General features: G+C 66.2%; 11 protein-coding genes, 1 tRNA gene and 1 pseudogene. 6 read left to right on the top strand and 7 right to left on the bottom strand.

The annotated features are described in order from the left end of the window. The first annotated feature begins 26 nt into the window (after positions 1 to 26). A complete protein-coding gene (locus QFZ33_RS19655) occupies positions 27 to 1,574 on the top strand; it encodes an amino acid permease (protein ID WP_307030174.1) in 1,548 nt (515 codons plus the stop codon). Positions 1,575 to 1,631: 57 nt separating this feature from the next. Here QFZ33_RS19655 and QFZ33_RS19650 read toward each other — a convergent pair whose 3' ends face one another. From QFZ33_RS19650 to QFZ33_RS19635, 4 genes are all read right to left on the bottom strand, one after another. Next, positions 1,632 to 2,267 (bottom strand): DUF2461 domain-containing protein, encoded by a 636-nt coding sequence (locus QFZ33_RS19650; protein WP_307030172.1) that lies wholly within the window; start codon positions 2,265 to 2,267, stop codon positions 1,632 to 1,634. Positions 2,268 to 2,353: 86 nt separating this feature from the next. After that, positions 2,354 to 4,477 carry an acyltransferase family protein gene (locus QFZ33_RS19645; RefSeq protein ID WP_307030170.1) on the bottom strand — a complete coding sequence of 708 codons (2,124 nt, stop codon included), beginning with the start codon at positions 4,475 to 4,477 and terminating at the stop codon, positions 2,354 to 2,356. A 196-nt stretch (positions 4,478 to 4,673) separates the two neighbouring features. Beyond that, the gene (locus tag QFZ33_RS19640; protein WP_307030168.1) at positions 4,674 to 6,173 is read right to left on the bottom strand and encodes a catalase; all 1,500 of its coding nucleotides are present in this window, start codon (positions 6,171 to 6,173) and stop codon (positions 4,674 to 4,676) included. 18 nt (positions 6,174 to 6,191) lie between these two features. Beyond that, the gene (locus tag QFZ33_RS19635; RefSeq protein WP_307030166.1) at positions 6,192 to 6,665 is read right to left on the bottom strand and encodes a Fur family transcriptional regulator; all 474 of its coding nucleotides are present in this window, start codon (positions 6,663 to 6,665) and stop codon (positions 6,192 to 6,194) included. Positions 6,666 to 6,741: 76 nt separating this feature from the next. Between QFZ33_RS19635 and QFZ33_RS19630 the strand changes: the two are divergent. Both QFZ33_RS19630 and htpX read left to right on the top strand, forming a co-directional pair. Next, a pseudogene (locus QFZ33_RS19630) lies at positions 6,742 to 7,993 on the top strand (MFS transporter). 39 nt (positions 7,994 to 8,032) lie between these two features. Further along, positions 8,033 to 8,902, top strand: coding sequence for a zinc metalloprotease HtpX (gene htpX, locus QFZ33_RS19625; RefSeq protein WP_307030164.1), 870 nt, complete (start codon positions 8,033 to 8,035; stop codon positions 8,900 to 8,902). Positions 8,903 to 9,043: 141 nt separating this feature from the next. Here htpX and QFZ33_RS19620 read toward each other — a convergent pair whose 3' ends face one another. Both QFZ33_RS19620 and QFZ33_RS19615 read right to left on the bottom strand, forming a co-directional pair. Next, the gene (locus QFZ33_RS19620; RefSeq protein ID WP_307030162.1) at positions 9,044 to 9,502 is read right to left on the bottom strand and encodes a GNAT family N-acetyltransferase; all 459 of its coding nucleotides are present in this window, start codon (positions 9,500 to 9,502) and stop codon (positions 9,044 to 9,046) included. 150 nt (positions 9,503 to 9,652) lie between these two features. Next, positions 9,653 to 10,144, bottom strand: coding sequence for a YajQ family cyclic di-GMP-binding protein (locus tag QFZ33_RS19615; RefSeq protein ID WP_102973874.1), 492 nt, complete (start codon positions 10,142 to 10,144; stop codon positions 9,653 to 9,655). A 199-nt stretch (positions 10,145 to 10,343) separates the two neighbouring features. Between QFZ33_RS19615 and QFZ33_RS19610 the strand changes: the two genes are divergently transcribed. Beyond that, entirely contained in the window at positions 10,344 to 10,598 is a 255-nt protein-coding gene (locus QFZ33_RS19610; protein WP_102973875.1) for a hypothetical protein, read from the top strand. Positions 10,599 to 10,715: 117 nt separating this feature from the next. Beyond that, positions 10,716 to 10,797: transfer RNA gene (locus QFZ33_RS19605), tRNA-Tyr, on the top strand. A gap of 124 nt (positions 10,798 to 10,921) precedes the next feature. On the opposite strand, the gene QFZ33_RS19600 is transcribed toward QFZ33_RS19605, so the two are convergent. Beyond that, entirely contained in the window at positions 10,922 to 12,007 is a 1,086-nt protein-coding gene (locus QFZ33_RS19600; RefSeq protein WP_307030159.1) for a LysM peptidoglycan-binding domain-containing protein, read from the bottom strand. Between the two features lie 401 nt (positions 12,008 to 12,408). On the opposite strand from QFZ33_RS19600, the gene QFZ33_RS19595 reads away from it, so the two are divergent. Beyond that, positions 12,409 to 12,846 (top strand): thioredoxin family protein, encoded by a 438-nt coding sequence (locus tag QFZ33_RS19595; RefSeq protein ID WP_307030157.1) that lies wholly within the window; start codon positions 12,409 to 12,411, stop codon positions 12,844 to 12,846. Positions 12,847 to 13,265: the final 419 nt, after the last annotated feature.

Here is a 13,265-nt window from a genome sequence, read left to right as displayed (position 1 = left end):
TCCCCTATCAGGACTGTGGACTTCCAATGAACCTTTTCCGGACCAAATCCATCGAGCAGTCAATAGCCGACGCCGATGAGCCCGGACGCAAGCTGAAGCGCTCCCTGAGCAGCTGGGACCTCATGATCATGGGCGTCGCCGTTGCCGTCGGCGCCGGCATCTTCTCTGTGGGGGCCAAGGCCGCTGCAAACTTCGCCGGCCCCGCTGTCACCGTCTCCTTCCTGGTCGCCGCCATCACCTGTGCCCTGGCGATCATGTGCTACGCCGAGTTCGCCACCGCCATCCCGGTGGCAGGCTCCGCCTACGTTTTCACCTACGCCACCATGGGCGAAGTGCTGGCCTGGATCATCGGCTGGAACCTCATCCTGGAGCTCTTCACGGCGGCTGCGGTGATCGCCAAGTACTGGGGCATCTATCTCAGCAAGGTCTTCGCCCTCATGGGCGTCGAAATACCGGCTGCCATCTCGCTCGGGGGCGTTGACCTGTACTGGGGCGCATTCCTCATCGTGGCAGTCTTCACCGTGCTGCTGGTGCTCGGAACCAAGCTGTCCGCCCGCGTGGGCAACATCTTCACGCTGATCAAGATCGCCGTGGTGGTGTTCGTGATCATCGTGGGCTTCAGCTACCTGAAGTTCTCCAACTACACCCCCTTCGTCCCGGCCTCTGAGCCGACGGCTAACGCCGGCGCGGCCGACGTTCTAAAGCAGTCGTTCTTCGGCTTCCTCACCGGAGCCGCCCCCGCGCAGTACGGCACCATGGGCATCTTCGCCGGTGCCGCGCTGGTGTTCTTCGCCTTCATCGGCTTCGATGTGGTGGCCACCTCCGCAGAAGAGGTCAAGAACCCGCAGAAGACGCTGCCCCGCGGCATCTTCGGCGGCCTGGCACTGGTGACGCTGCTGTACATCCTCGTATCCCTTGCCCTGACCGGCATGGTCTCCTACACGCAGCTCGCCGAGGCGGAAAGCCCCACACTCACCACGGCCTTCGAGGCGGTCGGCAACACCGACGCCGCGAAGGTGATCGCCTTCGGTTCCCTCGTGGGCCTGACCACTGTGATCATGGTGCTGCTTATGGGCCTGGCCCGCGTGGTGCTGGCCATGAGCCGGGACGGCCTGCTGCCGCGCTCCCTGTCCAAGACCAGCGAAAAACGTTCGACGCCGGCCCGCCTGCAGATCATCTGCGGCGCCGCCGTTGCCCTGGTCGCCGGGCTCACCAACGTGGACCTGCTCGAGGAAATGATCAACATCGGCACGCTGTCCGCGTTCGTGATGGTCAGCCTGGGCATCCTGGTGCTTCGCAAGAAGCGCCCCGACCTGAAGCCGGCTTTCCGGGTCCCGTTCGGCAAGGTGCTTCCTGTCGTATCCGCGGTGCTGTGCCTGTATCTGATGACCAACCTCGCCGTGGAGACCTGGATCTTCTTCGGAATCTGGCTGGTGGTGGGCATTGCCATCTACTTCGCCTACGGCCAGCGTCACTCCCGGCTCAACGAGAAGTTCGCCGGCGCCAAAGCAGCCGTGGACGGCCCTGCAAGCGAGCTCGGCGACCGGGACGGCGACGAGCTGAGCAAGGTTTAGCGCGACCCCGGGCCCGGGCCGTCCCGGGTTCCGCTGAACCGCCGCCCCCTCATGCCGTCAGGGGGCGGCGTGCCGCCCCACCCAGTCCACTAGAGGCCGGAGCTGTTCCCACCGGGCGGCGATCTCCCGTTCCGCTTCCGACGACCTGAGCCAGTCTGGCTCGCCCAGGGTAACAGCCGCGGACAGCGACTTGTGCTTGAGCAACTCGGCGCGCGGGTGGTCCTTCGGGAAGCCGCGCGGCACCGTCTTTAGCTTTTCGCCTTCAATGGCGAAGCCTGCTGCTGCGACGGCGTCCACGATGCGCTGCAGCTGTCCGCCGCTGCCTGCTGCGTCCACGGAGTTCCGGTAGCGGACCAGTTGCGCGGGAGAATGTGAGTGGTAACCGCCGCCGACCAGCAGGCCGTCCGCGCTGATCTGAAGGTAGAACCCCACGCCTTCCTGGTACGAGGCGAAAGCGCCCTGGGCCGTCTTGTACGGGGATCTATCCTGCGAGAAGCGGACGTCACGGTTGGGCCGGAAGATTTTCCCCGGTCCAAAGCGGGGCTCAAGAGTGGCGAGCAGTGCGGCCAGGGGCCCTTTCACGGACTCGCGGTACACCCCTGAGTGGGTCTGCCACCACTCCCGGCTGTTGTTTTCTTCCAGCTCAGCATAGAACTCCGTTGCTGCTGCGGGAATGCCCTCGAATGTGCTCATGAATGAAGCCTAGGGACGCTGACCCCGCTAGGCCACGGGCACCTCGCCCATGTGGAAAACATGCGCGCGGACCGGCACCACCTGGCTCACTTCGCCAATCTGCCCAGCAGCAGCGGTGCCAGGAGCTCGCTATACTCCCGGTTGAGGTGGTTGGCGTCGAAGTAGACATTGACTCCGCCAACAACCGTGTAGCACTTGCGCGGATCGCAGAAGTAATCGGTCAGGTCGACCAGCTGGACGTCGCGGTTGTACGTAGACTTGGCTGCCGTGATGAGCGGGTCTTCTGGCTGCGCAAGGGCGCGGTCCACAGCGCAGGACGCCGGATCCTGGATATGCAGATTGGTACAGTCAGGCTGCCGCACCGCCTGGTTGAGCGGCGGATCGGCCAGGACATACACCTTTGACCCTGCGTCGGTCCACCGCTGCCAGGTCTTCTGCAGGCCCGTGGAGAACTGTTCGGAGACCGGACGGCCGGAGCCGTCGTCAACGGACTGCCTCCGCGCGAACATGGACGTGAAAACCGCCGCGGGTCGGTCTGCCGCCACGGCGTCGGTCACCCTGTTCGCCCAGTCCATGCAGGTCCGGGTGGAGTTCTGGTCGGCGCTGTCTGCGTAGCCCGTGAATTTGACGTCCGCCACAGGACAGCCTCCCAGTACGGCCGTCCTGACGATCCAGCCTCGTTGCTTGGCCGCCGCGAAGACCGCCGCCTGCCACTGCTGTGCGTGGGAGTCGCCCACCAGCCACACAGTTTTGGCTTCCGGCCTCCCGCCCGAGAAGTCACAGCGCTGGTGCGTCCTGGTCTCCGCGGCCTTCAGCTCGTCGTCAGGGCGGTCGCATGAAGGAGGCGTTTTCCAGTACTCATTGGCAGCCGACATCACGGGGGCAGCGGACGGTCCGAACGGATCGGTGCAGTCGGCGCCGGGGAGCAGGGCCAGCGGACCGTGGCAAGGCTGCCGGGCGGCCGCTGCCGCCGCCTGTTCCGCTGCCTCCTGACGGATCTCCTTGACCTGCAGCTGAAGGCCGGCAAGCCCGGCAACAAGGGCCATGCCGACGGCCATCGCCGCGAACGTCCGCCGCGCTGACGCGGTGAGATACAGGGATGACTGGCCGCGGTCCTCGACATACGCCTTCGTGAGGCCTGCCAGGACAACGGCGAGCAGGATTATCCCGATCCTGTCGAAGTGGCCCAGGGCGCGCCCCAAGGCGAACGGGGCAATGACGATGAGCGGCCAGTGCCAGAGGTACAGGGAGTACGAGATGTTGCCGAGGTACTGCAGCGGAAGCATGCTGATCAGTGGCTTGAAGGCAGGCCGGCGGTTATCGTTCCCTGCATAGATGACCATCACAGTGCCCAGGACTGGGACAAGAGCGAGGAAGCCGGGGAAGGCGGTCCCGTCGTTGAAGGCAAGGGCAGAGCCCACGATCAGTATGAACCCGGCGGGGCCGACCCCCTTCAAGGCCGGCGACGGCAGCCCGTGCCGCCCGAGCGCCAGGGCGGTTAACGCACCCGCGCCGAACTCCCAGGCCCGGACCGGGGTCACGAAATACGCCTGGTTCGGCGAGAACTCCGTCGTGAGCACAGAGGCCACGAGCCCGAGTGCCGTCACGGCGGCTACCCCGGCGAACACTACGGGGATTCCAGGCCTGTTGCGGCGGCCGGCCCACCAGAACAGCGCAATGAGCAGAAGCGGCCAGATGAGGTAGAACTGCTCCTCGACGGAGAGCGACCAGAAGTGCTGGGCCACCGTTGCCGATGACGTTGACGCCGAGTAATCGACGGACTTGGCCGCCAGCACCCAGTTTTCCGCGTAAAGGGCGCTGGCGAGGGTTTCGTGTGCTGTGTCTTCCCAGCGCGAAAAAGGTAGCCACACCATAGCGGCGATGAGCGACACGGTCAGGACCAGGAAGGCCGCCGGAAGCAGTCGCCGGATCCTGCGGGCATAAAACGAAGCCAGGCGGATCCGCCCAGTTCCCAGGAGTTCCTTCAGCAGATGCGAGGTGATCAGGAACCCGGAGATCACGAAGAAGATGTCAACCCCGACGTAGCCTCCGGTCAGTTCCTTTGGCCACAGGTGGTTCAGGACGACCAGGGACACTGCCAGGGCGCGCAGCGCCTGGATGTCGGGCCGGAACGACGGTCTGCGCCGGAGTCCTGCGCCCGCGTTTGTCCCGGCCGCAGCCCCACCCGGCGCCTGCTGGACGATGCTCATGAGTTCCTTTTGGACGACGGTGAGGCGGAAGATGCCTTGCCGATTTTGCCATGCCGTCCGGTTCTGCCGAAGTTCCGGCAGCGACACGGCGTAACGGAGGGCATGCCTCGGGGAACATCTCCGGACGCAGGGAACCCCGCCGCGGCTGTGAACGGGTCACTGTGCCGGGCGGGGTTCCTGTTGCTATCTGGTGCTGTTAGCCGATCTTGTTGGCGGCTTCGGCATCGGAGAGGGGTGCTGCGCCGAGGTTGGCGCGGAGCTTGGCGCCGAGTTCGGCGTCAACGTTGGTCCAGTACTGAATGGCGCGTTCCTTGATGCCGGGGCTCTTCACGCCGCCCACGGCACCGGTGATGGTGTCCAGGAAGCGGGCCTTTTCGGCCTCGTTGTAAACCTCGCGGTACAGCGCGCCGGCCTGGACGAAGTCGCTGTCCTCGGCGTGCAGGGAGTGCGCAGCGTGCGTCAGCTCGCCGTCGTTCTCCCAGCCGCCGGCAGGGCTCTGCGGCTCAACGGCGGCCGGGCCGCCGAACGTGTTCGGTGCGTAGACCGGAACCGAAGGAGCGTTGAACAGGAAGCGTCCCGCGCCGTCCTGGCTGTAGTTGTTGACCTGGCTCTTGGGCTGGTTCACCGGGATCTGGGCGTGGTTGGTGCCCACGCGGTAGCGGTGTGCGTCCGCGTAGGAGAAGATCCGGGCCTGGAGCATCTTGTCCGGGGACGCGGCGATGCCGGGCACGAAGTTCGACGGCGCGAAGGTAGCCTGCTCGATCTGCGCGAAGTAGTTCTCCGGGTTCCGGTTCAGCTCCATGGTGCCGACCTTGATCAGCGGGTAGTCCGCGTGCGGCCAGACCTTGGTCAGGTCGAACGGGTTGAAGCGGTAGGTCTTGGCGTCCTCGTACGGCATGACCTGCACGTGCAGGTCCCAGGAGGGCAGGTTGCCGGCTTCGATGTTCTCGTGCAGGTCGCGAATGTAGAAGTCCGCATCGGAGCCGGCGAGGGCTTCGGCTTCCTCCCCCGTGATGGAGTTGACGCCCTGGTTGGACTTGAAGTGGTACTTGACCCAGAACCGCTCACCCTCGGCGTTGATCCACTGGTAGGTGTGCGAACCGTAGCCCTGCATTTCGCGCCAGGAGGCGGGCAGGCCGCGGTCACCCATCAGCCAGGTGACCTGGTGTGCGGACTCGGGGGAGAGGGTCCAGAAGTCCCACTGCATGTCGGCGTCGCGCAGGTGTGAGCCGGGCAGGCGCTTCTGGGAGTGGATGAAGTCCGGGAACTTGATGCCGTCGCGGATGAAGAACACCGGGGTGTTGTTGCCCACGAGGTCGTAGTTGCCCTCGGAGGTGTAGAACTTCACCGCAAAGCCGCGGGGGTCGCGCCAGGTGTCCGGGGAGCCGTTCTCGCCGGCGACGGAGGAGAAACGGATCAGCATCTCGGTCTCCACACCCGGCTGCAGGAACGCGGCCTTGGTGTACTTGGAGATGTCCTCGGTGGTCTTGAACGTGCCGAACGCGCCGCCGCCCTTGGCGTGCACCACACGCTCCGGGACGCGCTCGCGGTTGAACTGGGCGAGCTTTTCTACCAGGTAGTGGTCCGTGAGGATGATTGCGCCGTCAGCGCCGACAGCCTTGGAATGGGCATCGGACGTTACCGGGGCGCCGGACTGCGTGGTGGACACGGCAGGCGCAGAGATGTTCGAAGTCATCTTTCTCCTATTTCTTGATTACTTGTCAGTTACGTTTGAAGGAAGTTTTTGGGCCCGCTGGCACTCTCCGCAGATCCCCTGGTACATGACATCCGCAATCTGGATGGTCATGGGGTGGGAATCCTCGCTCCAGTGCGGTGTCAGGCACGGGGCATGGCCGACAGCGCAGTCGACGTCCTCCACCCGTCCGCAGCTGATGCAGATCGCGTGGTGGTGGTTGTCGCCCACCCGCGTCTCATACAGCGCCGGGGAATGCGGAGGCTCGAACCTGCGTAGCATCTGCAGGTCCGTCAGATCACCCAGCACCACGTACACGGACTGCGCCGTCAGATCCGGCAGTTCCTCGCGGGCGGCCGCCAGGATGTTTTCCGCCGGGGAGTGCGGGTGATGCTCGACGGCGGCCAGGACCGCCAGCCGCTGCTTGGTCACCCGGCGGCCGTGGGCGCGCAGGGCTCCGGCCCATGCTTCGTGGCTTTCCGGGTGATCGGTCATGACTCCATTGAAACACTTATTCTGACTAGATCACAATAAGGCGAGGCTAAGTTTCTGCTGAGGCTAGAGTTGCCGGGTGGGAAAGCTTCTGGCCGATATCACTCCGCTGCGCGAGAGCGCTGATTTCCGGCGGCTTTGGCTGGGGTCGGCCGTCTCCAATGTGGGCAGCCAGCTCACCCTGGTGGCGGTGGGCCTTGAGGTGTACCGGCTGACCCAGGACAGCCTTTACGTGGGGCTGCTGAGCATCTTTGCCCTGGTCCCGTTGGTGCTGGGCGGCCTGCTGGGCGGATCCATCGCCGACTCCCACGACCGACGCGCGGTGGCACTTCTGTCGTCCGCGGTGCTGTGGCTGACAACCGGCGGGCTCGCGCTCCAGGCATGGCTGCATGTGGGTAATGTGTGGCTGCTGTACGCTCTGGTGGCGGTGCAAAGCGGTGCCCAGGCGATCAACCAGCCCGCCCGCAGCGCCATCATTCCCGCGCTGTTGCGGAGAGAGCTCCTGCCGGCCGCCAACGCACTGAACATGGTGACTTTCGGACTGTCCATGACGGCGGGGCCGCTGCTCGCCGGTGTCCTGGTGGCCAGCGTCGGCTTTGGCTGGACGTACACGCTGGACGTTGTCAGCTTCGTCTTTGCTTTCTGGGCCCTGCTGAAACTTCCGCCCATGCCGCCCGGCGAGGAGGCGGGCCGGGCCGGGATGCGGTCCGTCGTGGAGGGCTTCCGGTTCCTGGGCACGCGGCCCAACCTGCGGATGACGTTCATCCTCGACCTCATCGCGATGATCCTCGCCCAGCCGCGTGCACTGCTGCCGGCCATCGGCGCCCTCATGATCGGCGGCGGGGAAACCACGGTGGGCATCCTGCTGGCGTCCGTCGCAGTGGGCGCCTTCCTCGCCGGCCTCTTTTCCGGGCCGCTCGGCGCGGTACAGCGGCAGGGGAGTGCTGTGGTGTGGTCGGTCATGGGCTGGGGCGCTTCTATTGCGGCGTTCGGCGTCGTGGTGGTGCTGGCCGGGCGGTCCGGTTCCGGCGGCGTGACCTTCTGGCTGGTTCCGGCGGCGATATGCTGCGCCCTCGCGGGAATTGCCGACTCGGTGAGTGCCGTCTTCCGCACCACCATCCTGCAGGCGGCGACCCCGGACCACCTTCGCGGCCGGCTGCAGGGCGTCTTCATTGTGGTGGTCGCCGGCGGTCCGCGGTTGGGCGACATGCTGGCTGGCGGCGGCACTAAAATTCTTAGTGAGGGCTGGGTTCTACTGGGTGGTGGCGTGGATGGTGGCGCGGTGGCAATCCGGCTTCCTCAAGTACGACGCGCGGAATCCCGTTCCGTAACGGCGAAGCCGGTTCCGACTTCCGAGCTGTGGAGGCAAAGTGCACAATCACAACAACGGGCTGAAAACCGCGGCACTGTTTGGCGTGCTGTGGGCGATCCTGCTGGGATTGGGCGCCCTCATTGCCGCCAACACCCGCAGCTCCGCCCCGATCCTGATCATGGCGCTGATCGGCGTCGGGACCACGGCCTACGGCTACTGGAACAGCGACAAGATCGCGCTACGGTCCATGCAGGCCTACCCCGTCTCCGAAGCCGAGGCGCCGCAGCTGTACCAGATGGTCCGGGAGCTCTCCGCCCGCGCCAACCAGCCTGTGCCTCGGATCTACGTCTCGCCCACCATGGCGCCCAACGCCTTCGCCACGGGGCGGAACCCGCAAAACGCGGCGGTCTGCTGCACGGAGGGGATCCTGCAGCTCCTCACGCCGCGGGAACTGCGCGGCGTCCTTGGACACGAGCTCATGCACGTCTACAACCGCGACATCCTGACCTCGTCCGTGGCGGCGGCGGTGGCCGGCGTCATCACCTCGGTGGGGCAGATGCTGCTGTTCTTCGGCGGCGGGGACAGGCGCAATTCGAACCCGCTGGCCCTCATCGCGATGGCGCTACTGGCGCCGCTGGCCGCGTCGCTGATCCAGGTTGCCATCTCCCGGACCAGGGAGTACGACGCCGACGAGGACGGCTCGCAGCTCACCGGCGACCCGCTGGCGCTCGCCTCCGCCCTGCGCAAGATCCACCAGGGCGTCCAGGCCGCACCGCTGCCGCAGGACCAGCGGCTGGTCAACGCCTCGCACCTGATGATCGCCAACCCGTTCCGCGGCGGCGGGCTCAGCAAGCTTTTCGCTACGCACCCGCCGATGCAGGACCGCATCAGCCGCCTGGAGCGGATGGCAAGCCGGCCGCTCAGCTGAGGGCCGCCGTCGTAAGCCCTGCTCCGCGACACGCACCCCACCCTGCGACGCGCACCGGACCCGCAACGCGCACAATGCCTGGCGCGGGCGGAATACCTGTAGCGAGCGGAAATTTGCGCGTCGCCTGATATGTGCGCGTCGTCAGGCCAGCGGGCGGGCGTAGCAGACGGACAGCGGCTCGCCCGCGTACGGCCCGAAGTTGTCGATCAGGCGGTAGCCCTCACGCTCATAGAAGCGGATGGCATCGGGCTGGGCTGTGCCGGTTTCCAGCTTGAGCTCCGTCAGGCCCAGGCGGGCGGCCTCGGCCTCCAGGCTTCGCAAAACCGCTGTGGCGGCGCCGCTTCCTCGATGGTTGGGCAGGACGAACATCCTCTTGATCTCCGCGGACCCGGCGTCAAGCCGGCGCAGTGCGCCGCAGGCAACGGCCGTCCCCTCGTGGTTCCTGGCCACCAGGAACAGGGTGATGTTCCCGGCGCCGGGCGCGGAACCCGGCTCGTGGTCGTCGCTGCCGTAGCGGGCATCCAGTTCGGCCCGCTGCATGCCGCGGAGCCTGACCCCGTCCTCGGCGTCCCACGGCTCGGGATTGACCGCGAAATTCATGTCCTGTCCTTTCGGGGCTCGGCCCACGTCCGTTGTCACAGGATGCGCAAACGGGCCGGGGGCATCCGGATGGGCGTGTCCCCGGCCCGGTTCCGCGTCCGGGCCCTTCAGGGGTCCGGGGCCGTTGGCGGGTCCGGCTGCGGAAGTTCCTTAGCTGCGGAAGTTCACGAACTGAAGGTCGGCCTCGTCGAAGTCCTTCAGGAGGGCCATAGTGGCCTGGAGGTCGTCCCGGGACTTGGAGGTGACACGGAGCTCATCGCCCTGGATCTGGGACTTGACGGACTTCGGGGCCTCATCGCGGATGAGCTTGTTGATCTTCTTGGCGAGGTCCTGCGCGATGCCTTCCTTGATGGAGGACTCCAGCCGGTATTCCTTGCCGGACGCGTATGGTTCGCCGGTGTCCAGGGACTTGAGCGAGATGCCGCGGCGGATGAGCTTGGACTGCAGCACGTCCAGCACGGCCAGGACGCGCTCCTCGGAGTTCGCCTTCATCAGGATCTTCTCGCCGCTGAAATCGACCTCGGCGCCGACGCCCTTGAAGTCATACCGCTGGGCGAGTTCCTTCTGCGCCTGGTTCAGCGCGTTGGCCACCTCCTGCTTGTCTACCTTGCTTACGACGTCGAACGTGGACTCGCCTGCCATGACTCTCCTTTGCTGGTGCCTGCGTCGCCCGGGCGGTGAGGCTCCGGGCAGGGTGCGGATATCTGGCTTCCAGCGTAGTACGGATGGCGGGGAAGTGAAGGTGGGCGGAATTCACAGTTCACTCAAAGCCAAGTCATGGCGGGAACGAAGTTTAGGAGCCCAGAGTTGTAGCAGTTGGAAGCCGCTCGGAAGGAAAGCAATGTCCCATAAGGCCGTCCGCTACGTCACCAGGTCCACGGCCGCAGCCGCCGGAACCATCGCCACCGCCGCCTCCTCCGTGGCCGCCGCTGCCGTGGCCGCATCCATCATCCTCAGCCCCGTGGCCGATGCCTCAACCCGGCTGGAGGGAGTGCAGGCGGATCTCCAGCGGGCGGTGCAGCTCAACCAGATCACCGAGGAGCAGGCCCTGCGGTTCGAGGCAAAGCTGGCCGGGCGGATCCTCGGCGAAGCCTGATTTCAGGGGATATTCGGCCCGCTGATCCCCGATTTTATTCTTCGGCAGAAGTTCTGTAAGGTTGTCTTGCCCGCGGTTGATGGAAACACCGGCCGGGGTGATCTTCTTTCGAAGTTCGGCAGATTACCCGAGCGGCCAAAGGGGGCTGACTGTAAATCAGCTGGCAACGCCTACGGGGGTTCGAATCCCTCATCTGCCACATTGGAAAGACCCCCGGAACCTACTGGTTCCGGGGGTCTTTTGCTTTCCGGTTCTGGGATCGGGGCTGAGGAGCGCCGGGTTACTGGGCTACGACTAACTAGGGCCCCGTTTCGGCCGACCGGTCAGTTCAGCGCGATGACGAGCATCTGGGTGGTGCCCGGAATGCACGTCTGCAGGACCGCGCGGGGGAATCCGCCGAACACCGCGGCGACGTCGTTGGTGGTGCCGGGGTTCGGCACCTGGCTACGCGCCGAGACACGGTACGAGCCGTACCCCGGGATGTCAACGCGTTCGCCGACGCTGATTCCTGAGAACCGCGCCCAGCCGCCGCAGAAGTCGTGCTCCGTGATGAAGAGCGAGTATCCGTCGGTGGGCGTGAAGTGGATGGGACCGATGCAGCTGTCCACCATCGCCTGGCCACCGGCGCCAGCCACGTAGATGGTCCGCACCGCAGGAGCCGGAGCCGGTGCAGGTGCCGGAGCGGGATCTGGTGCCGGTGCCGGTGCGGGCGCTGGGGCCGGAGCGGGAGCCGCTGCCGGTGCCGCTATGGCCACCGCGGGTCCGCTGAGCTTGAGCCTCTGGCCTGGGAAAATGACGGAGCTGGGTGCAAGGCCGTTGGCTGTGAGCACACCGCCGGTGCTGACACTGAAGCGCGCCGCAATGGAACTGACCGTGTCGCCGGCAACCACCCGGTACGTGGTGGGCTTGGGCGCAGGGGCCGGCGCAACCTTGCGGACCGTTGTGGTTTTCGGTGCCGTTGCGGGTTTCTGTGCCGGAGCCTTGGCGCCGGTCGGTGCCTTGACCGTCGCCTTGACGGGTACTTTCGCGGGTGCTTTGGCAACTGGCGCCACGGCAGGCGCCGCGGCGGGCGCCGCGGCTGGCGTGCTGGTGGCAGGTGCCGCCGCTGCTGCCTCTGCTGCCGGCGGAGTGGGGGCGGGCGACTGTTCGACCGCGGCCGGTTGGCCGACGGCGGCAGCCGGGCTCCCGGCGTCGGATGCCACAAGCGCGTTGACGCCCGCCGACGCCGCCAGCAGGGCAGCGGCCACCGCTGCCGAGATGAGCAGCACCCGGGCCCCGGGCCTGCCCGCCAGCGGTACATGCCGCACCGGGGCTGGCCTGACGAAGCTCGGGGGCGCGGATGTCAGGCGCTGCGGATCGTTCTCGTGGCCGGGCGTGCTCTGGGGATCTGGCGTCTCCTGCTTGTTCATGGCGGGCCTTTGCCTCGTGCGCAGGCGGATGTCCGGGTGCGCGGCGGACGGTGACGCGCAGACACAGGAGGCGCTCGGGCCCATGGGGCGGAAGCACGGCATATGGGGCGCATGACCGCTATTCATGAGTGGTGCACGCTGCTCGCTAACGTGCCGGCCCCAGCCTGATTCGAGTGTAGGAACCAGCGCACAGGCACCGCACGAGTAGGGAATACTTGTTTTTCCGGGACCCGGGCACTTGTTTCCCGCAGTATCCGCCGTTGCCCGTGCGCCGAGGCCGCCCACGCGTGCCGGGGGGGCTGAGCGGCAAATGGCGGGCGCAGAATATTCCCGGTGACGCGGGGAGCGAACAAGCCACCGGGCCGCGGGACTTACGGACACGGCTCGCGTACGGTTGAACCATGGCTACCGTTGACATCACAGGTGAACAGTTCGCATCGACCATCGAGGGCAACGACATTGTCCTGGTGGACTTCTGGGCTGAATGGTGTGGCCCCTGCCGCCAGTTCGCCCCCACGTACTCCGCGGTTTCGGAAAAGCACCCGGACGTCGTTTTCGCGAAAGTGGACACCGAAGCCGAGCAGCAGCTGGCAGCGGAGGCGGGCATTTCCTCGATCCCCACGCTGATGGCATTCCGCGAGAAGGTGCTGGTCTTCTCACAGCCCGGTGCGCTGGCCGCCCCGCAGCTCGAGCAGGTCATTGACGCCGTCAAGGCGCTCGACATGGAGGAAGTCCACGCCCATGTGGCCCGCTCCCAGGCCGAGGCAGCTGCAGCCGCGGGCAACAGCGCCGGCAAGAGCGCCGGGCCCCAGGATGGCTCGCAGATCCCCGAATTCTAAAGGATCCCGGGCCCTAAGCGCTCGTTAAAACAGCAACGGGGTCACCCCGCGCCCAGTAACCTTTCGGTTTGGGTGCGGGGTGACCCCGATGCTTCTATGTCTGTCAAGCGGTGGGTGGGGCGCTCGTGGTGAGCGGTCAGCTTCCCCTCTCCCCCGTTGTTTTGGCTGCTGGCGAAGCTTGCGGAGCTGTGCCCGACGGAGGCCTGTCTACCCGCAGGGCAAGGGGCAGGAAATCCCGGAGGAAATCAGCGACGAAGGAGCGCCGCAGGGCATTTCCTGGTCCGCAGGCCTCGGAGTTTACGGAGGGGCTAGACGGGCCGGAGCGGGCACGTACAATCCGTCAGGACAGCAGCCAAAACGTCGTAGACACATCTGGTGATGACGGGCAGGAGCCCTGCGACGGACCGGCAGCACCCAAC

Source organism: Arthrobacter globiformis (assembly GCF_030815865.1).
Classification (GTDB): Bacteria; Actinomycetota; Actinomycetes; order Actinomycetales; family Micrococcaceae; genus Arthrobacter; species Arthrobacter globiformis_B.
Note: the sequence above shows the minus strand (reverse complement) of the source record. Positions and strands in the feature narration are given on the sequence as shown.

What these genes read in the sequence shown, in the direction of transcription:
- QFZ33_RS19645 (WP_307030170.1), bottom strand. Translation starts at nt 4,477, where the DNA reads ATGAGCATCGTCCAGCAGGCGCCGGGTGGGGCTGCGGCCGGGACAAAC.
- QFZ33_RS19600 (WP_307030159.1), bottom strand. Translation starts at nt 12,007, where the DNA reads ATGAACAAGCAGGAGACGCCAGATCCCCAGAGCACGCCCGGCCACGAG.
- QFZ33_RS19635 (WP_307030166.1), bottom strand. Translation starts at nt 6,665, where the DNA reads ATGACCGATCACCCGGAAAGCCACGAAGCATGGGCCGGAGCCCTGCGC.
- QFZ33_RS19595 (WP_307030157.1), top strand. Translation starts at nt 12,409, where the DNA reads ATGGCTACCGTTGACATCACAGGTGAACAGTTCGCATCGACCATCGAG.
- QFZ33_RS19610 (WP_102973875.1), top strand. Translation starts at nt 10,344, where the DNA reads ATGTCCCATAAGGCCGTCCGCTACGTCACCAGGTCCACGGCCGCAGCC.
- QFZ33_RS19650 (WP_307030172.1), bottom strand. Translation starts at nt 2,267, where the DNA reads ATGAGCACATTCGAGGGCATTCCCGCAGCAGCAACGGAGTTCTATGCT.
- QFZ33_RS19615 (WP_102973874.1), bottom strand. Translation starts at nt 10,144, where the DNA reads ATGGCAGGCGAGTCCACGTTCGACGTCGTAAGCAAGGTAGACAAGCAG.
- QFZ33_RS19655 (WP_307030174.1), top strand. Translation starts at nt 27, where the DNA reads ATGAACCTTTTCCGGACCAAATCCATCGAGCAGTCAATAGCCGACGCC.
- QFZ33_RS19640 (WP_307030168.1), bottom strand. Translation starts at nt 6,173, where the DNA reads ATGACTTCGAACATCTCTGCGCCTGCCGTGTCCACCACGCAGTCCGGC.
- QFZ33_RS19620 (WP_307030162.1), bottom strand. Translation starts at nt 9,502, where the DNA reads ATGAATTTCGCGGTCAATCCCGAGCCGTGGGACGCCGAGGACGGGGTC.